This is a genomic window from Dyadobacter jejuensis, from assembly GCF_003149085.1.
GTDB classification, from domain to species: Bacteria; Bacteroidota; Bacteroidia; order Cytophagales; family Spirosomataceae; genus Dyadobacter; species Dyadobacter jejuensis.
In genome coordinates, this window is the sequence record NZ_QGDT01000003.1 from 403,306 (window position 1) to 423,901 (window position 20,596).

General features: G+C 44.2%; 13 protein-coding genes. 9 read left to right on the forward strand and 4 right to left on the reverse strand.

All coding sequences use genetic code 11. The features are described 5' to 3' along the window. The first annotated feature begins 105 nt into the window (after positions 1 to 105). The 4 genes from CLV98_RS08605 to CLV98_RS08620 all read left to right on the forward strand — a co-directional run bounded on the left by CLV98_RS08605 (position 106) and on the right by CLV98_RS08620 (position 3,929). Complete coding sequence (locus CLV98_RS08605; RefSeq protein ID WP_109673895.1) at positions 106 to 519, forward strand: SRPBCC family protein; 414 nt, start codon at positions 106 to 108, stop codon at positions 517 to 519. Between the two features lie 305 nt (positions 520 to 824). Further along, a complete protein-coding gene (locus CLV98_RS08610) occupies positions 825 to 1,280 on the forward strand; it encodes a DUF2147 domain-containing protein (protein WP_109673896.1) in 456 nt (151 codons plus the stop codon). Between the two features lie 65 nt (positions 1,281 to 1,345). Then, positions 1,346 to 2,284: a helix-turn-helix transcriptional regulator gene (locus tag CLV98_RS08615; protein WP_109673897.1), complete on the forward strand. Its 939-nt coding sequence runs from the start codon at positions 1,346 to 1,348 to the stop codon at positions 2,282 to 2,284. A gap of 358 nt (positions 2,285 to 2,642) precedes the next feature. Beyond that, positions 2,643 to 3,929: an O-acetylhomoserine aminocarboxypropyltransferase/cysteine synthase family protein gene (locus CLV98_RS08620; protein ID WP_109673898.1), complete on the forward strand. Its 1,287-nt coding sequence runs from the start codon at positions 2,643 to 2,645 to the stop codon at positions 3,927 to 3,929. Between the two features lie 438 nt (positions 3,930 to 4,367). Here the strand turns inward: CLV98_RS08620 and CLV98_RS08625 are convergent, their stop codons facing one another. Further along, entirely contained in the window at positions 4,368 to 6,452 is a 2,085-nt protein-coding gene (locus tag CLV98_RS08625) for a S9 family peptidase (RefSeq protein WP_109673899.1), read from the reverse strand. Positions 6,453 to 6,930: 478 nt separating this feature from the next. Here CLV98_RS08625 and polA point away from each other — a divergent pair, with 478 nt between their 5' ends. From polA to CLV98_RS08640, 3 genes are all read left to right on the forward strand, one after another. Next, the gene (gene polA / locus CLV98_RS08630; protein WP_109673900.1) at positions 6,931 to 9,765 is read left to right on the forward strand and encodes a DNA polymerase I; all 2,835 of its coding nucleotides are present in this window, start codon (positions 6,931 to 6,933) and stop codon (positions 9,763 to 9,765) included. A gap of 322 nt (positions 9,766 to 10,087) precedes the next feature. Continuing rightward, on the forward strand, positions 10,088 to 11,770 hold the full coding sequence (locus CLV98_RS08635; RefSeq protein ID WP_229203270.1) for a PA14 domain-containing protein: 1,683 nt from the start codon (positions 10,088 to 10,090) through the stop codon (positions 11,768 to 11,770). Positions 11,771 to 11,810: 40 nt separating this feature from the next. Then, positions 11,811 to 13,802 carry a plastocyanin/azurin family copper-binding protein gene (locus CLV98_RS08640; protein WP_109674031.1) on the forward strand — a complete coding sequence of 664 codons (1,992 nt, stop codon included), beginning with the start codon at positions 11,811 to 11,813 and terminating at the stop codon, positions 13,800 to 13,802. A gap of 289 nt (positions 13,803 to 14,091) precedes the next feature. On the opposite strand, the gene CLV98_RS08645 is transcribed toward CLV98_RS08640, so the two are convergent. Together CLV98_RS08645 and CLV98_RS08650 are read right to left on the reverse strand one after the other, a co-directional pair. After that, the gene (locus tag CLV98_RS08645; RefSeq protein WP_109673902.1) at positions 14,092 to 14,556 is read right to left on the reverse strand and encodes a hypothetical protein; all 465 of its coding nucleotides are present in this window, start codon (positions 14,554 to 14,556) and stop codon (positions 14,092 to 14,094) included. A 48-nt stretch (positions 14,557 to 14,604) separates the two neighbouring features. Beyond that, a complete protein-coding gene (locus CLV98_RS08650) occupies positions 14,605 to 14,943 on the reverse strand; it encodes a glycosyltransferase family 2 protein (protein ID WP_109673903.1) in 339 nt (112 codons plus the stop codon). Positions 14,944 to 15,292: 349 nt separating this feature from the next. Here CLV98_RS08650 and CLV98_RS08655 point away from each other — a divergent pair, with 349 nt between their 5' ends. Continuing rightward, the gene (locus CLV98_RS08655) at positions 15,293 to 16,291 is read left to right on the forward strand and encodes a metallophosphoesterase (protein ID WP_109673904.1); all 999 of its coding nucleotides are present in this window, start codon (positions 15,293 to 15,295) and stop codon (positions 16,289 to 16,291) included. Between the two features lie 321 nt (positions 16,292 to 16,612). Continuing rightward, positions 16,613 to 18,031 carry an SDR family oxidoreductase gene (locus CLV98_RS08660; protein ID WP_109673905.1) on the forward strand — a complete coding sequence of 473 codons (1,419 nt, stop codon included), beginning with the start codon at positions 16,613 to 16,615 and terminating at the stop codon, positions 18,029 to 18,031. Positions 18,032 to 18,118: 87 nt separating this feature from the next. Here CLV98_RS08660 and CLV98_RS08665 read toward each other — a convergent pair whose 3' ends face one another. After that, on the reverse strand, positions 18,119 to 20,473 hold the full coding sequence (locus CLV98_RS08665) for a T9SS type A sorting domain-containing protein (RefSeq protein WP_109673906.1): 2,355 nt from the start codon (positions 20,471 to 20,473) through the stop codon (positions 18,119 to 18,121). Between the last annotated feature and the right edge of the window lie 123 nt (positions 20,474 to 20,596).

Below are 20,596 nucleotides of genomic sequence, written 5' to 3' on the forward strand. Positions count from 1 at the left end.
TGTACCCCTTAAAACATAAATTTAGACATGAATTCAAAATAATTATCTAAATTCATAGCGAATCATATTTTCAGTTATATAGAATAGGAAACCTACTTTTTTATTATGCGCCTTAGAGCTATTACGGAGATGTATATTTACAAACCGCAAAATGAAGTACTGGCCAACATTATAAATTCGGATAAACTGATTGCCTATTTTAAGCTTTATAACCATTCCTTACAGGTCAATTCAGACGGATATATATGGCATAAACCGGATAAGACGTCGGTAACTATACGGCTCAAGTCCCCTCAGCCTCCTATGGCTTTGAGCTTTGACTGGGACTTCACCAACACCGACACCCAGGTCCAAATTTCGGTCCAACAGATATCTCCATCCCTTTCCTTATTGAAAATAGTCGAAGACGGCTGGACGGCTACTGATGAGGGAATTAGCAGGTATAATAAACAAATAAAACTATGGTCCTTTTTTAGCATTCGGTTCAAATTGTACCTCGAACACGGTCTGAAGGTCTGATCGGCCAAAACCAAGGCTGGTATAGCATAGATTCTTTTGAAATTTTATATTATTATTCTCCAAAGTCCTTCACAAAAACTATTGCATATTTCGAAATAGTCATTTTTAACTATTTCTATACGAAACACTTCAAACTCGAAGTAGCACTAGGCGAATCCATTCATTTTGTACCCATAAAAAAAACTAGAAACGAAGGAAAATAGGTAAAACTTTAAATTTAACCTCATTTTTCAATTCTTAATGATTTAATATACTATTTTTGTATATTAACTAAAATAGCATTTATCAAATATTTAAATAAGTCAATGGGCCTGTACACTTCCTTTATTAAATTTGTATTTTTATTATTTTTACTAGGCGCTGGTTCCCCTTTAAGGGCTCAAAAGTCGGAGGCAGACAAGGTGATAGGTGAATGGATCAATGAGGAGAAAAATGAGATCATTGAAATATATAAAAATGGAGAGACCTACGCCGGCAAATTGATTTGGGACAAAAGTTTACTTTCTAGAAAGGAAAAGGCCTTGAGGCGTGATTCTCAAAACCCCGATCCAGAACTCCGCAAACGGTCGGTATATAAGATAGATGTACTCTACCGCCTGGAGTTTCATGATGGACAGTGGGAGAATGGAAAATTATACGACCCCCATAGCGGCAGGACATATAGCTGTCTGCTTAAATTGAATGACCAGCTGTTACAAATAAGGGGTTACGTAGGCATTCCTCTTCTGGGACGCTCCTCCTATTGGAAGCGTAATAACTAATTTAAGACCGAAATTTTTTACGATAAATCGTATATTGGTGGCTTTAAAAGCCAGATCCAACAAAAATGAATCGTTTTGATAGAATTACGGCCATACTTTTACAACTACAGTCTAAAAAAGTAGTAAAAGCACAAGAACTGGCCGACCGATTCGAAATCAGCCTACGAACCGTGTATCGCGATATGAACTCCCTTTCGGAGGCGGGCGTACCCTTGGTAGCCGAAGCCGGAAGGGGCTATTCTTTGGTAGAAGGCTACCGCCTTCCTCCTATACATTTTACCACAGATGAAGCACGAAGCTTTATTGCGGCCGAAAAGCTCGTTCAGAGATATACGGACCATGGCTTGGCAGAAAACTATCAATCGGCTATTTCCAAGGTTAAAGCGGTGCTGCGAATGAGTGAAAAAGACATGGTAAATGACCTGGAAAACCATATACTGGTCCGAGACTTAGCCCCCAATTTCCCTACCGCCAACCACCTCGATGTCCTACTTCAGAGCATCTCTGAGCGGAGAGCCTTGGCCATCCAATACCTCGCTTTAAGTACTGAAACGCTCACCAATAGAATTATTGAACCAGTAGGCATTTACCATGAACATTATAAATGGTATGTAATAGCCTACTGTCATCTTAGGAACGAGTACCGCAATTTCCGTACGGATAGAATGCAGCAAATCACCATTCTCGACCAGAAGTTTGAGCTACAACATGCTCCATTGACCGATTTCTTGAAGCATCAGAGCCAAACCAATGGAAAGTTTCAACAGATTATCATCAGCGTGCCTCTCAGTGAAGCCACCTACCTGACGGAGCGTAAGTATTACTTTGGGTATATATCAGAAGTAATTAAAGATGGTCAGCTCCAGTTGACATTTCTCACCACCAACCCCGATTACTTCGCCCGTTGGTTCCTCGCCCTGGGGCCCAATGCCAGAATTGTGGAGCCGGCGTCGTTTAAGAGCACAATTAGGACCTTAATAAAGGGGATTCAGGCTAACTTATGACGTATACCTATACAGTTCAAAAAAGCTCACTCCAATTATAAAGAACCAATTACTGACATAACTTACAGATTTCAAGCCACTTACTATAATAAAAAGTAAAAACACACTTAATTAGAATAGCATCAAAGGATTTGATAAGATAAGGATAGGGTTTTATCGATTCTCATTCATCCCACCACGGCCTCAACGCTCCCAAAATCCTTGTGGAAAGGTTTTATCAAAAAAGCTTTCAATTGATCGATCCCTTTGATAATTTAGGACCCGCTTATATTCAGACTTTTTTGAACTTTTACAAGTCTATTTAGTCTACTATATCTATAGTTTTATTATTACCATTTTACGTTTTAACAAAAAAATCATGAATTTCGAAAGCCTACAACTGCATGCAGGTCAAGAGGTAGATCCTACCACCAATTCCAGGGCTGTACCCTTATACCAAACCACCTCCTACGTTTTTAACGATTCGGAGCATGCGGCGAACTTATTTGCCCTAAAAGAATTCGGTAATATCTATACCCGGATTATGAACCCTACCACCGACGTCTTCGAAAAAAGAGTGGCGGCGCTAGAGGGAGGGGTTGCAGCCTTAGCCACTGCTTCGGGCCACTCGGCACAGTTCCTTGCCATTAACAATATTACCACAGTTGGAGATAATTTCGTCACCACTTCATTTTTATATGGTGGGAGCTTCAATCAGTTTAAGAACTCCTTCAAGAATATAGGCGTAGAGGCGCGGTTTGCCAATGGAGACGATGTATCGAGTTTCGAAAAGTTAATCGATGAAAAGACCAAGCTGATCTACCTAGAGACGATCGGCAATCCTGGCTTTAGTGTACCAGATTTTGAAGCATTTGCTGCCCTTGCTGCAAAATACGACCTTCCGTTGGTAGTCGATAACACCTTCGGTGCAGGGGGGGCTATTTGCCAGCCTATCAAACATGGTGCCCACGTGGTGGTCGAATCGGCTACAAAATGGATCGGTGGCCATGGTACCTCTATCGGTGGAGTAATCGTGGATGCCGGGACCTTCAACTGGGGTAACGGAAAGTATCCTCAATTTACGGAGCCATCTCCCTCCTACCACGGACTGGTATTTAACGACGTCTTCGGTATTGGCGGTCCTTTCGGTAATATACAATTTATCATTCGCGCACGGGTAGAAGGACTACGTGACTGGGGTGCCGCACTCTCCCCCTTCAATTCCTTTATGTTCCTACAAGGACTAGAAACCCTTTCTCTCCGTGTGGAGAGGACCTGTGAAAATGCCATGAAAGTGGCCACATGGCTACAGGCACAGGATGCCGTCGAAAGTGTGAACTACCCAGGCTTATCCGATAACAAGTACCACGGCGTCGCTTCCAAATATCTCACCAGAGGCTATGGTGGCGTACTGTCGTTCACGTTGAAAGGGGATAAACAAACCGCTGAGAACTTCGTGAATAAACTAACGATGATTAGCAACGTAGCCAATGTGGGGGATGCCAAAACTTTGATCATCCATCCCGCATCGACGACCCACTCCCAGCTCTCCGACTCCGAGCAAATCGCGGCGGGGGTACAACCCACCGGATTGAGACTGTCGGTAGGTATCGAACATATCGACGACATACTCGCAGACCTAGAATCGGCCTTTCCAAAGGCCTAACCGAAGCCGTTAGTAGCCGATTCATCCTTACTAACTAATAAAGACCACCAGTTTATATTGGTGGTCTTTTGTTTAATAAGATTAAAAAGTAATATACTTATATAACTTTAATAAAGGTCTCTACTTTTAGAATGGCAATAGTTTTTATGTTCAGAAGGCTATTTTTCGAGACCTGAGTCGGTTAAGACATACTATACTTTTAATATATACAGTATGTTATAGATGTACGGTACTTTTAAAATAAATACCCCATATTCGACCAAAATGGGCTGTAAAATGCGCTTAAAGCCCCTATTACAGCCCATTTTTAGTTTAACTTTTAAATGATAAGATACTTTACATACATTTAATACTTTCTATTTGTATTAAATTATAAGAAAGTAACGATCATATAAAACAGTTAATACGCTTATGACATATCTTACTTACCAACCATACTTAATGGGTTATATTTTCTAATTTAAATAAAAAGGCATATTGCAAGGCTATCTCTTTAAGATAATCGAATCGGCCGGAGGCTCCTCCATGGCCAGCTTCCATATTGGTCTTGAATAACACGACATGACTATTGGTTTTAAGGGCCCTTAGGCGGGCGACCCATTTGGCGGGCTCAAAATATTGGACCTGACTATCGTGCAATCCCGTTGTGACCAGCATATGAGGATAATCCTGGGCCCTTACGTTATCATAGGGCGAATATTGCAACATATAATCGTAATACTCCCGCTGTTTGGGATTTCCCCATTCATCAAATTCATTGGTGGTAAGGGGTATGCTTTCGTCGAGCATGGTAGTGACTACATCTACAAAGGGGACGTCGGCCAAAATCCCATTCCATAGCTCTGGAGTCCTGTTGGCAATGGCCCCCATCAGCAATCCCCCCGCGCTCCCACCTTCCGCATAAAGGTGCTCCGGACTCGTATAACGTTCCCCTATCAAATAGCGGCCACAAGCTTCAAAGTCTTTGAAAGTATTGAGTTTCTTGAGAAGTTTGCCATCCTCATACCACTGCCTTCCCAATTCCTGCCCACCTCTAATATGTGCAATAGCAAACACGAACCCTCTGTCGAGAAGGGATAACCTGTTGGCACTAAATCCGGCATCGATACTATGGCCATAAGAACCATAGCCGTATAGCAGCACGGGGGCATTTCCATCTTTTTGGAATCCCTTTCGATATACCAGAGAGATAGGCACCTGTACCCCATCCTCCGAGGGGGCATACAGACGTTCCGTTACGTAGTCGTCTGGATCGTACCCCCCTATCACCTCCTGACGTTTCAGAAGGTCCAGTTGTCGAACCGAAATAGCATAATCATAAACACTACTCGGGGTGGTTAAGGAAGTATAGACCAAGCGAAACGAGTTGGTGTTATATTCTGGGTTGGTTCCCAGATAAACGGTATAGGCAGGCTCACCAAATTCGACATAATGCTCCGGAAGGTCTGTCATCTGCCGAACCCTCAACTGTACCAATCCATTGGAGCGCTCACTGATGACCCAATAATCTTTAAAGACATCTATTTCTTCGAGCAGAACATCTGGCCGATGGGCTATTAGCTCCTCCCACGCTGCCACCCCGGTGCTATCCACAGGACATTTCATTAACCTGAAATTAAGGGCATCTAAGTTGGTTAGCACCAAAAAACTCCCTTCATGATGATCGACCTCGTAAAGTACATCGGCCATACGTGATTGAAAGACCATGAAATCGCCATCGGGATTATCGGCATTTAAGTAGCGATACTCCGATGATACGGTAGATGTGGAGGCAATAAATATATATTGACGGGAACGGGTCTTACCGACCCCTATATAATTACTGCTGTCGGTCTCATGGTATACAACAGCATCCTGCTGTGGATCCTCCCCTAGCCTATGCCGTTTTATTTTCTCGCTAAGAAGTGTTTTTTGGTTTTTCTCAGTATAAAAAAGCGTCCGATTGTCATTGGCCCATACCGAATCGCCCGAGGTAGGAAACAACACCTCGTCCAAAAGCTCCCCCGTACCCAAATCTTTGATATGGATGGTATATTCCCGTCTCGAAACCGTATCAACACCGTAAGCCAGTAGCCGATTGTCGGGACTCACGTTGAAGCCTGTTACCGAATAGTAAGCCTGTCCGACAGCCAACTCATCGACATCCAACAGCACCTCCTCCGGCGCTTCTAGGCTGCCCTTTTTACGGCAATATTTGTAATACTGCTTACCTTCTTCACTACGTATATAATAATAATAGCCATTATTGTAAACGGGAACCGACTCATCGCGTTCTTTAATACGCCCTTTCATTTCCAGGAAAAGCCGCTCCTGAAAGCCCCGCGTATCTTCCATCATCACGTCAGTATAGTCATTCTCTGCCTCCAGATGAGCAAGAACACGTTCGCTTTCGGGCCCCTCGGTATAAAAATCCGACATCCAATAATATTCGTCGTTTCGGGCCTGCCCGTGATAGCCCGTATCGTAATCGTGGATATATGCCTTTGGAGGCACGGCACCAGCCCATTGTGTATTGTTTTTCACTGCTAATTATTCGCTTATTTTAGCTGCAAAACTATGGATTAGATACGGCTTTTCTAATCATTCCCTGAACGAGGTCTTATTTTATATATTAAAAGGTTTAAATGTATCATACTTTTATACATATTAATATTTATCTTACTTATATTTTGTACTATACTTTTTATTCTTTTATACCTTTTAGTATATTTAATTATTTCTATACATTAACTTAAACATACATATTATTCATTTAAATCATACTAAAAGTACTTGAAATCTATTTTATTGAATTTCAATATTTTAAAAGTATACGCATACTAAAAGTATAGAATAGATTATTCTTTCTATACTTTTAGTATGGTTTTATCATATAATACAGGGATACTTTATGTACGGTCTCCACGAGTTGGATGCTACTGTTTAAAATGGCAATTAGTTGTCTAACGGCTCCAACAAACGCCAAACAAGCCTTATATTTGACCTTCAAACAAAAAAATAAATGGAAAGACCAGCAAACAAGCTTTTTCTGCTTGACGCCATGGCACTCATATACCGTGCCCACTTCGCCTTTATTAAGGCTCCTCGTATTACATCGAAAGGGCTTAATACCAGTGCGGTATTTGGCTTTACGAATACCTTGTTAGAGGTTTTACAAAAAGAAAAGCCGACCCATATTGGAGTCGCTTTCGACACTTCGGCCCCTACTTTCAGACATGTGCAGTATGAGGCCTATAAAGCGCAGCGAGAGGCTCAACCCGAAGATATCACGGTAGCCATTCCCTTGGTCAAGCAACTGCTCGAGGCCATGTGTATTCCCATCCTAGTACTGGACGGATTTGAAGCCGACGATATCATAGGGACCATCGCCAAAGAGGCCTCTAAGGAGGGTTTTGAGGTGTATATGATGACCCCCGACAAGGACTATGGCCAGCTTGTAGAAGAGTACGTCCATATCTATAAGCCCGCTTTTATGGGTAAACCAGCGGAAGTGCTTGGGGTACAAGAAGTACTCGACAAGTGGAAGATCGAACGCATAGACCAAGTGATAGACATGCTCGGACTCATGGGCGACGCAGTAGACAACATTCCTGGCATACCGGGTGTAGGAGAAAAAACAGCCCAAAAACTAATCCAGCAATATGGATCGATGGAGGCTATTTTGGAAAATGCAGCGGACATAAAGGGTAAACTAGGCGAGAAAATAAGGGATAACAAGGATAAGGCCCTATTAAGTAAAGAACTGGCTACCATTGATACTAAAGTACCCGTACCCTTCGATGCGGAAGATTTGACGGTTTGTGAGCCCAATAGTGAAAAGATTATAGCCCTGTTCGACCAGCTGGAGTTTAAAACCCTTAAAAACCGGGTGTTAGGTGGTCAAACTACCCTACCCGCTCCCAGTAGTAAGCAAGCTGCAGCCAGTAAGGCTGGTCAATTGGATCTGTTTGGAGAAGCTGCCCCCTCGGCCCCCGCTCCATCCACGGCAGTTGAGCCTATAGTCGAGCCGCAAAATATGGAGCTACGCTCGATAGACAGTACTTTACATCGCTACCATACCGTCGACACGCTGGAGGCCATGGAAAGCTTATGTCATTACTTGAGCCTTCAGTCCCAATTTTGTTTCGATACCGAAACCACTTCGCTAGAGACCTTGGATGCTGAATTGGTGGGTATTGCCTTCTCTTACCGCCCCACTGAGGCGTTTTACGTACCCATCCCAGCCGACCCTGAGCAAACAAAACGCATCCTTGAGGTATTCAAACCCGTATGGGAGAATGAAAACATCGGTAAAATTGGACAAAACATTAAGTACGATATTCTCGTCCTTAAAAATTATCAAATTGAAGTAAAAGGCCCCTTATTCGATACCATGCTCGCGCACTACCTATTAGAGCCCGATAAAAGACATGGAATGGATATCCTAGCGGAAACATACCTCCGATATACTCCCGTATCGATCACCGAATTGATAGGCAAAAAAGGGGTTAAGCAAGGAAATATGCGCGATGTATCCATTGCCGAGGTTACCGAATATGCCGGCGAGGACGCCGATATAACCTATCAGCTCTACGATATCTTTAGGGAAGAATTGCCCAAATTCAATGCCCAGACCCTCTTTGAGACCGTAGAGATGCCGTTATTACAGGTGTTGGCCGAAATGGAAAATGCAGGGGTCAAAATTGACACCCAAGCACTAGCCGAGATGTCGAAGGCGCTAGAAATTGACCTTAGAAATACGGAGTCCGAAATTTTCGAAGCGGCTGGTAGCAGTTTCAATATCAATTCTCCTAAGCAGCTTGGAGAAGTACTATTCGACAAAATGAAACTAGTAGCAAAGCCTAAAAAGACCAAAACTGGTCAGTATGCTACTGGGGAAGATATCTTGTCGGATCTGGAAAATGAGCATGAAATTGCTAGAAAAATTCTAGATTATAGGGAATTACAGAAACTAAAGTCTACCTATGTAGATGCTCTTCCCGCCCTGGTCAATGCCCAAACGGGGAGGATTCATACGTCCTATAACCAAGCTGTAGCGGCCACAGGACGTCTTAGCTCTACCAATCCCAACCTACAGAACATTCCCATCCGAACCGAACGTGGTAAGGAAATAAGAAAAGCCTTTATCGCTAGCAACGACCAATATCGGATACTATCGGCCGATTACTCACAAATTGAATTGAGGATCATGGCGGCCTTTAGCGAAGACCAAAGCATGATCGAGGCCTTCAACCAGGGGCGAGATATCCACGCTACCACGGCTAGCAAGGTCTTTAAGGTACCTCTGGAGGAAGTAAGCTCGGACATGCGTAGAAAGGCCAAAATGGTGAATTTTGGAATTATCTATGGCATCTCAGCCTTCGGCCTGAGCCAGCGACTAGGAATTCCTAGGGGCGAAGCAGCCGAGATAATTACTGCCTATTTCGAAGAGTTCCCCGCCGTAAAGGCCTATATGGATCGGGTGGTCGCCCAGGCCCGCGAGAACCAATATGTAGAAACCATTCTGGGACGTAGAAGATACCTGGCCGATATTAATTCACGAAATGCCACCAATAGAGGCTATGCAGAAAGAAACGCGATTAACGCCCCTATTCAAGGCTCTGCCGCCGATATGATCAAGCTCGCCATGATCCGTATCCATGATTACCTGCGTAAGGAGAATTTGAAGTCGAGAATGATTCTTCAAGTACATGATGAATTGGTATTCGAAGCACACATTTCGGAAATCGACCTCTTGAAAGAAAAAGTTAATGAGCTGATGTGCCAGGCGATACCCCTTCCTGTTAAAATGGAAACTGGCATCGGCCTGGGCTATAATTGGCTGGAAGCGCACTGATCGATTCCGAAGTTTAATCCCGAGCTTCAGAGAAAGGAATGCCAGGACCTGTCCCGGCATTCCTTTCTGTATTATAAGGCTAGGCCGTAGTGTACTTCAGCCTTATTTATCCCATACTCACATACACCTCCCCATGGTTAGACCAAAATTGTAGTATTTCGATACAATATTGGCAATCAGCTCTATAAAAGAAATAAACATCAAAAAAAGAACAGAATATTGTATTATATTCTTAAAAAAATAGCTTACTTCGTTTATAACTGTAAACAATACACTTAATTTTAAAATGCAATTGATCGCTAGACCACTAACCTGTATCCTCATGGCTATCCCCGTGTTAGCCATGGCCCAGACCGAAACGTATGAGCCCATTCCATTATCCGATCTATCGGCTTTTGAGCAGCCCGCTGCCAACTGGATGCTCCAGGAATCCATGACCGTACTGCCAATGCCAAAGGCCAAGCCTAAGTTTCAGAAAGGTGCAGGCATACTCGTAGGTACCCCAGGCACCGAACTTCACACCAAAGTAAAGGCCAAAGATTTGAAATTGAGTCTCGACTTTATGGTGACCCCTGGTGCCTCAGCCATCCTGACCTTACCAGGAGGTGGCGAAGTTGTGCTTTCTGACAGCTATAAGCAGCAACAATTAGACCGACATACCAGTGGATATAGCGGCTTGTTTCCTACACAGAATGCGGCAAAAGCGCCAGGCCTTTGGCAGCACTTAGAGCTTGCCTATGACGGGCAGGTAGACAACCTCCCCAAGTCCGTTCGACTCAACACCCTGAAATTGAATGGTGTGACGGTACTGGAAGCCGTATACCTGCCCAAGACTCAGGACATTTCTACCGCTGGAAGTTCGCTAAGCCTGAAAGTTAATCAAGGCACTATGGCCTTCAAAAACTTGGGTTATCAGCTACTTAAGAACCAACAGCCGCTAAGCCTAACAGGACTTTCTTATAAGGTGTATGGAGAAAAAGCCACGCTGTCGGATCTTAAAGATCCTGTAAAGGAAGGGGTCTCGGAGCTGTTAACACAGGAAGTTACCGATGGTATGAAAAATTTTATCCTGCTTTACACCGGTACCGTCGAGGTAAAAGAGGCGGGCGAGTATACTTTCTCTAGCCAATACGATGGGTCTACCTTTATATTGGAGATTGATGGTCAAGAGGTAATCAATGGAGGAGGTAGTAATTCGCAAAATAGTATTACCGGGTCGGTTACCCTCCCCAAAGGGAACCATCCACTAAAAATTATCTACTCACGGTTCCCATGGAGGGCTGGGTCACTTGGATTGATGGTCAGCAAACCCGGCATAAGAGCCTACCACCTACATGCCTTATCCTCCTTACCCATACCTCCGCCAAAGCCATATATCCAAGTCGATGCCGACGAGGAACCTGCTATGGTACGTTCATTCATACAGTTACCATACGAAAAGACCAAAAGAACCAAATGCATTTCGGTAGGCAGTCCCCAAGGCTGGAATTATAGTATGGACTTGGAGAAAGGCGCGCTCATACAGGCATGGCGGGGAGCTTTTGCTGACGTCACCGAAATGTGGTATCAGCGAGGTGAGCCTCAATTACTCGAACCTGCCGGCCTAAACCTACTTTTGACCGGGAAAAGCACCGTAGCCAGTCTTGAAAATCAACAAGCTGCCTGGCCCGACTCTTCCAATATCGATTATCTGGGTTATAATATCGACAACGCTGGCTACCCTGTATACAGGTTCACCGTAGACGGCCACCCCATCACGGATAAGCTGACCAGCACCACCAACGGACTCGAGCGAACCATTACCGCACCTAAAGCCAATTCCCTTAGCGTTTTATTGACCCGTGCCGATACCATCACCGCAATCGGCAAGGGCCTCTATCAAGTAGACGGACAATACTATATTCAGATCGATAGCAAACTAAAACCTATTATCCGCAAATCTGTGGACAAGCAGGAGCTAATTCTGCCACTCAACGGCCAGGTACAATATACCCTCATCTGGTAGGATGCTCGTCCATAACATTCATATAAGCAAATATTTAAAAATGAAAAAGATACTTTTAGCTTCAATGGCTTCTTTCGCCATTTTCGCTGCTCAAGCTCAATCTAAGCTCCAAAAGGAGGATGATTTTTACAGAATAATAACCTTACCCATTCCAGAGAATATTAAACTAGAAGTGGGGGGACTTGCGGCCATGCCCGATGGACGGCTAGCCGCCTCCACACGAAGAGGTGAAGTATGGATGATCAACAACCCATACCTCAAAGGGGACGGCCGCCCTAGCTTTAAGCGCTTCGCATCGGGCCTCCACGAACCCTTGGGGATTCTCTATCGCGAAAATGACTTTTTGGTCAGTCAGCGGGGGGAAGTCACCCGACTAGCCGATACTGACGGAGATGGGGTAGCCGATGTTTACGATTCCTTCGCCAAATGGCCCCTATCGGGCAACTACCACCAGTATTCCTATGGCCCCGTACGAATGCCCAATGGTGAAATGATCGTCACCCTCAACCTCGACTGGATTGGCCATGGAGCGAGTCAATCCAAATGGAGGGGCTGGCTATTGAAACTGGGCGAAGACGGCAAGCTTACTCCTTGGGCCACCGGCTTACGTTCCCCTTCCGGATTTGGCTCCATCCAAGGGGATATATTCTATACGGAGAACCAGGGAGACTGGGTTGGATCGGGTAGAATGACCCATTTGGAGAAAGGCGACTTCGCCGGCAATCCTGCGGGGCTTCGCTGGAGCAGCGAGCCAAACTCACCAGTAAAACTGAAGGCAGAAGACATCCCCGACACCGGTGAACCCCTCTACGACGTGGCCCAAAGAGTCCCTGGACTAAAGGCGCCCGCCGTGTGGTTTCCACATACCATCGTAGGAATCTCCACTTCCGACTTCAAGGAAGATACCACCGAAGGACAGTTTGGCCCCTTTAATGGCCAGGTTTTCGTTGGCGATCAAGGACATAGTATCATTACTAGAGTGGCCATGGAAAAAGTAAATGGCGTATGGCAAGGAGCCGTGTTCCCTTTTAAAGAGGGATTTATGTCCGGAATATTAAGGATGGTTTGGGGCCTGGATGGCTCTATGTTTGTAGGACAAACGAGCCGTGGGTGGGCCGCCACCGGTAAGGCCGATCACGGTATTCAACGACTGGTATGGACCGGTAAAGTACCCTTCGAGATGCATTCGATCAAATCGATGCCCGATGGATTAGATATCACTTACACCCTGCCAGTGGATCCGGCAAAGGCAGCCGACCCTAGCTCTTATCAAATCAATAGTTTTACCTATAAATACCACCATTCCTATGGTAGTCCCATCATAAACACCTCCTCCATCCCACTCCAAGGCATTATTGTCTCTAAGGATGGGCTTCATGTACGACTTGTTGTGGCTCCCGAAGACCTCAAAAAAGGTTATATTCACGAGATTAAAGCCGAAGGATTATTATCGAACCAAGGAATGAGCCTGCTACACCCTAAAGGCTACTACACCCTGAATGAAATAGGCCAGGCCCCTTTCGCTAAGGAATCCGACTTTACTACCAAGGTAACCGCCTCGACGATGGACCATAGCCAACATATGGCGGAAGCCACCACAAAGCCCGCAGGCAACCAACCCAAACGGATCAATACGCAACCTTCCAATTGGACCAAAGGTCCCGACCAGGTAATCACCCTTGGGACCGTCCCAGGCCTCAAATTCGACCTGTCGGAGATACAAGTGAAGGCAGGAAGCAAAATTAAGCTGGTCTTTAATAATAATGACGACATGCTTCATAACGTCGTAATCACTAAGCCCGGGAAAGCCAATGCCGTTGGAGAGGCAGGCCTGAACTTGGGATTAAAGGGTTCTGAATTAGGCTATGTCCCCGATTCCCCAGAAGTACTCTTTCATTCCTTTATTGTGGAACCCGAAAAATCAGAAACCATCTATTTCGTGGCTCCCACCAAGCCTGGCGACTACCAATTTGTTTGTACTTTCCCCGGTCATTATACCATGATGCAAGGGAAACTTAAGGTATCCAAATAATAAAATCAGGCATAAAAAAGAGGGACATCCTAAGTGTCCCTCTTTTTTATGCCTTGCAGTCTGAAAGATAGACCTGGCACAAATTCATTAACATACTTAATATCATATAGTTATACTAACTACTGTATTATTCTTTTTATATTTACTATACTTTTATTACTTATACAATTTTTAATACATATTAAACATTTAATTTTATTGATAAAGTATCAATCTCTTATTACTTTCGATATGCTTTATACTATTTATAGAGATATAAATTAATTATACTTTTAAAATGAATTCGTATTTAGTTTTCCTTCCCTTGCCACCCAGACAAGACCTTCAGAATCGTGCGATCCTCAACTACATTAGCGTCCTTATCGTGGGCATAGAAAGCATCCATAGACCGACTCTCCTCTATGTCGCTCCTTCCTCGGTTTATTTTTTCTCGGTATTCTTCCTTGGACCTGCAGTAATAATGATTAATTTGAATCTTATCGACCGACACCTCCGACTCATAACCTACTATTGGACTCCCATTTTCGTTGATGCAAAATCGACCTTTTTTATACCTAAAATAATGGGGTTGATACGCGGCCTTCACATGTCTAGGCTGTACGATACTCTTGATATGACGATTGGGTAAAAAATGTAGGTCCGATCGCATCAGAAAACGATAAAGTTGGGGCACTTCTGCTTTATGCAAATGGCCACTCGACCCAAAGACCAACCAATTGACCCCAAGCCCTCCAAATTGACGATAATTCTCCAAAAAGGTGGGAAGGTGGTAGTTGCTTTCTTTGGGAACAATGAACTCATCCTAATCGATAAAAGCCAACCAGCGACACCAAAAACCAAAATGCTCTAGACAATGCGCATAGGCAGGAACCTGTTGACTCTTGCCAGGAAAGTCAATTACGGTGGCATAGGTCAGTAGATCCAAACGCGCGAGGGTATCCCTTACTGAAACGGTGCTCTCATTGTCATAGATAAAAAAATGTGTGACCCCTATTTGTAAATGATACCTCATCCATTCCTCCAAATACTGGTTTTCATCTTTTATAATGCAACAAATTCCAACCTGATGCCTTTTCTTTAAGAAGATCCGGCCCAACAGGGTATCCGTAATATGAGGCAACTTCCATTTTATTTTTTTCATTTCCAACCAGCAGCAAAGTCAATTTATAAGTCATTCATTATTCATAGGATGTGGCATTATCCCCCCCCCTCTTTTCCCGACCATGTGGCGGACCGATTGGTTGTAAAACAATTAAAAATTGGGGTATAAAATAGGCCAATCGCCTAAAAATGGGGTATAGTGCGTAACCATCCGGTCCCATACCTTTTAAAGTAGGCCAGTTGAACCGCCTTCTAATCGATCGAATTTTGAATAGCATGGAAACCCATACAGCAACAAAAATTACTATTGTTCAATTTTAATTCAGATTAAACCCGATTTTTTTTGTGACCTATATAAGTATAATACAATAATCAACTACAATAAATTTATGAGCAACAACAGAGTAAACGTGTTATTAGACCTATTGGTATGTATCGGGATTCAAATCCCCTGCTTTAGCCAAAGCACCATCAAAAGCGTAGACACCGATCATTTTGAAATAGAAATAAGTCAGAATAACCCACAAGGAATTACCATCTTACAAGTTACCGATATGCATATAGGAGGAACTGGAGAGGGGAAATGGAAGAAAGACCTCATTACCTATAAGCGTATTCGAAAACTGATTGAAACCTATAATCCTGACTTACTAGCCGTCACCGGCGACTTGCTCACTGGTGAGAAGCCTTTCGGTGCGCTATTGGCCTCTTCGGTAGTTCAGTTTTTCGACGGGCTCGAAAGGCCCTGGCTCTATGTATTTGGAAACCATGATCCAGAGGGTGGATTTGGACGCCAGGCTATTGCAGAAGTGTTTGCCGAGTCCAAATGGCATATCTTAGGCAAGCACCCAGTCAATTCGGAATGGAACGAGAAATACGACTATCTCGTTGACTTGAAAATATTAGGCTCCGACAAGCCCGCTTGGCAGGTCTACGGATTCGATTCTGGATCCGAAAAAGGCTATAAATCCATTAAATCCGATCAGCTAGACTGGTATAAGCAAACCAGCCAGGCCTCTCTGCAGCGGTATGGACAGAAAACCAGGGCTATTTCTATTTTCCATATTCCTCTGATTCAGTATCAGCTCTTACAAAACGATACTTCCATGAAAAAACAAGGCCATATGAAGGAGAAGGTATGGTACGAAGAGGATGACGGCAGTGTATATGAGACTTTCCTGGAGGTTGGGAACATAGAGGCGACCTTCTGCGGTCACGATCACTACAACAACTATTGGGGTACCTATAAAGGTGGGATTACCCTCGCTTATGGATATATCAGCGGAGAGTCGACCAAATATGCCTGGCCTCCAGGGGGTAAACTAATCACCTTGCCAACCGATGGTACGGCCATTCAAATTGAAAATGTGGTTCCAGTACTGGATTAAACTACATGCGCTATCACAAAAACACCCGTAGAATGTAACTCTACGGGTGTTTTTGTGTGAGGCTAAATGACCTTTCCACGGCTGGTGGTGTAGGGATGCCTTTACTAGCGACAAAGAAATCACCATTTAGCCCTAAAGCAGATTTTAAGATGGATCCGACAAACGACTGCCGATTATAATACTGAAAAAGTCTTGATCAAGACAACAGTACAATTAAAAGAATAATTATGAGTTAGCGGCTTAAACGTGTAAATTAAAGCAAATTATGGCCCACTTAGGACCAATTTAGATCCTGTATCATTCAAAACCATCCTTTCTCTTATGAAAATACTCTTAACTGGAGCCACAGGATATATTGCTCAAAGACTTCTGCCCGTACTCCTCGAAAACGGTCATGAGGTAGTCTGTTGTGTCCGGGACAAAAGCCGCTTTCATCCTCCGGTCACCTCTCAGCAGCTTAGCGTTTTGGAGATAGATTTTTTGAACCCTCAGCATTTGAGTCGCCTCCCCCAGGACCTGGAAATTGCTTTCTATTTAATTCATTCTATGTCTGCACAGGAATCGGACTTCGATCGCCTGGAGGATATTTGTGCACAAAATTTCCTCAAGAGTTTGCAACATACTCAAGTTCGTCAGATGATCTACCTAAGTGGGGTCGTCAATGAAGCCGAGCTATCCAAACACCTGTCTTCTCGAAAAAACGTCGAAAAGCTATTAGCTAGCTCCCCTATTCCGATTACCATACTTCGGGCCGGTATTATCGTAGGGTCTGGAAGTGCCTCCTTCGAAATTATCCGGGATTTGGTTGAAAAGCTACCCGTGATGATCACGCCGCGATGGCTCAGGACCAAATGCCAGCCAATAGCCATCCGAAATGTGCTCGATTTTCTTGTTGGGGTGATGGGGCTGACAGATACTTTTGACAAGACCTATGATATCGGCGGACCCGATATACTCTCTTACAAGCAAATGCTCCTCCGATTTGCTCATATAAGAGGCCTTAAAAGGACTATCTGGATAGTTCCGGTCATGACACCCCGAATCTCGTCGTATTGGCTCTATTTCGTAACCTCCACTTCCTATGCGCTAGCCACCAATTTGGTACATAGTATGAAAGTAGAAGTGATATGCCGTCCCAACCACCTGGCCCAACGCCTCAACATCAGCCTAATCGATTATGATCGCTCTATAAGAATGGCCTTCGATAAGATTGAGCAAAACCAGGTGTTGTCGAGTTGGAAAGACGCCCAGTCCAGTAATTTGTTGCAAAAAGGAATCAGTCAATATATTCAGGTTCCCCAACTGGGATGTTATAGGGATGTACGGCAGCTGTCCGTCGAGGACAGGAAGGCATCTCTACAAAAAATATGGCGCATAGGAGGTAAAACAGGCTGGTATTACGGAACATGGCTATGGGAGTTGCGTGGCCTGATCGACCAGGCCATGGGGGGAGTAGGTATGCGCAGGGGAAGGAAAAATGAACGGGAGATTTCAGCAGGCGAGGCATTAGATTTCTGGAGGGTGCTCGTGGCCAACAAGGATGAAGGCCGACTGCTGCTGTACGCCGAGATGAAACTCCCTGGAGAAGCCTGGTTAGAATTCAAAATAGATAACGAGCGCATCCTTACTCAAACGGCCACATTCAGGCCCTTAGGCTTGCTTGGACGCTTGTATTGGTATGCGGTACTGCCTTTTCATGGATTTATTTTCAGGGGCATGATTCGGCGCATCGCCCAATAGCGTCCCTCTAAGCTCCACAAACGAAAGGGAGTACCTGACATCCGATCAAGTACTCCCTTTGGTCAATAGCAAAACTTCGCTTTTCTATTAATTAATTTTTAGAAAGCGGTAGGTACTGGCCTGATTGTCTTGGTACAAACGGATGAAGTACTGCCCTTCTTGCAATGAAGCAATATCGAGTAAGATTGTGTTTATACCTTTCTGAAAGACCGTTTCCTTCGTAATTAACTTAATTCCAGCCAGATTGAAAGTTTCTATCTGCGCTGTGCCTGCTTCTTGCGCATAGACTTTGAGGTGGAGGGATTGACGCGCTGGATTGGGCGAAAGGGAGGCTGAAACGATATTTTCATTATTTACCGCAATCACACGGCTCATGATAAAGCTACCATCCAGATCCAATTGCTTGAGTTGGTAGTAGTTTTGACCTAGGTTGGGGTTGCTATCCATAAATGAATAATCGCCCAAGGCCTGGTCCGATAAACTTACAAAGCCTAAGGTAGTCATGGTTTTGCTCTCTGCATGCAGACGTAACACCTCAAAACCTTGTCCATTTTCCTCTTGAACCACGTTCCAACTCAGTTCTACGCCTGCCTCAACGGCCTTGCCTTCGAAGCGGGTGATATGTATTGGTAAGGCAGAACCTATCGTAAAGACGGCCGAATTGGGGCTAGAAGTGCAATCGCCTCCCTGTAGTTCTAGAGCATATTCTCCGTCATTAAGGTGCGAGTAAGAGATATTGACTACGTTGCTGGTCAAGTCAGGAGTACGACCTGAAGCCACTACGCTACCAGCCGACTTAATGCTCCAATCGATGTTAGGAACCCCATCGCCATCGAATTGAAACTGCAGAGAAGTAGCGCCAGGATTATTGATGCTCGTAACGCTAGGACCTCGACCACAAGGGGGTGTACTGCCCAAAACATTAATTACAAAGTCGCGGGTGCTTACGCTCGACGAACAATTTGAGCCTTCAATTTCAAGCGTATAATTCCCATTGGTTAATGAAGCAAAATTCATACTAGCCGTGTTTCCAGAGACATTGCTAGTACCAGACCGAACCTGGGAGCCAGACGATAAAATTCTCCAACCCAAGCTCGTCACCCCAGCTCCAGTAAAAGTCACTTGGAGACTAGTAGCGGTAATAGCCGATATATCTTCAATGGTAGGCCCACTGCTGCAATTATTGCTTCCCGATGGATTGACAATTTCAAAAACTTGAGAAGAAACAGAAGAATTGCAATCTCCTCCTTCAATTTCGAAGGTATAAGTCCCATAATCGAGGCTGGCAAAAGAAATATTGTTGACGCTACTGGTCAGCTGGGGAGTGCGCCCCGAACGTACCAGGTTTCCATTCGAAGTAATTCTCCAATCGATATTCGGGACTCCGTCTCCATCGAACTGAAAGGTAAGGGCTGTCTGGCTGATATTGGATAGAGCTGTAATGGTAGGTCCACGGCCACAATCTACACTGCCCACGGGCACATTTATAGTAAAAGCCATGGCACTCACCGCCGAACTACAATTCCCTCCTTCAATCTCCAAAACATAGTTCCCATTTACCAGAGAACCGTAAGAAATAGCAGCTGAACCACCAGTAACCGCCAAATTATTGCCTGAACTCACCACATTTCCATCACTCTTGATGCTCCAATTTAAAGAGGTAATTCCGGAACCCGTAAAATTAAAAGCCAAAGAGGTGTTGGTAATGTTATAGACCGAAGTTAGAGAAGGGCCACTAGCACAATCGTTGCTAACGCCTACAGGGTTACCATACTTGGGGGTGTCACTAAAGAAGCAACCTCTAAACTCCTCAATATTGAGTGAATAACCGAGGGTACCCCAATTAAAAAAACTACCGTTCTCTCCGGAAAGTGCTGGTTCTATCAAGGCCATATTAAACGAATTAGGGTCTCTTACCGATCCATTCTGCTGTCTCCACAGATTGACCCGAAGCAAGCCATCCTTTATCCGAGTGTATTGAAGGGTATGCACGCCATCCCCACCAATATAATCGCCCAAATACTGATCATCCCTAATCAACTTACCATTACAATAGATCCCTTCGTTGGTGGTAGCTCCCAAATATCCTGACGTAGAAGTACTAGGATCAGAACCATTTACACAATTGTCAATTTGGCTTTGGTATTGAGAGATAGGAAAGCGATTATTAGACAAATGATACAAAATCGCCGAAGTGTGAAAAGCCTGCGTATGATTAGGATCGTTACCTTCATTACGACTAATGTAGATTCGGTTGTCCTTTATTAAAGTATAAACCGGGTAACCGCCGTTATCTCCTAGGTATTCACCATGGGTCCAAACTATACCTTCGCATTCTAATTGGGCAGCTGCAGTACGGGCAGTCGCGAGCCGATCCCTGGAATTGGCTGCCATTAAAAGCAACATGCTTCCTAAATAGAGAAATTGCTTAAATCTCTTCATTGTAGAAAAAATCAAAATATTATAGATTTATTGAATACACCTCCGTCCAAAACCTATCAGACGGTCATTTTTTATGATAATTTGGAGGGTACTTTTCTAAATAAAGAGGGTTGCAAGGCTCCG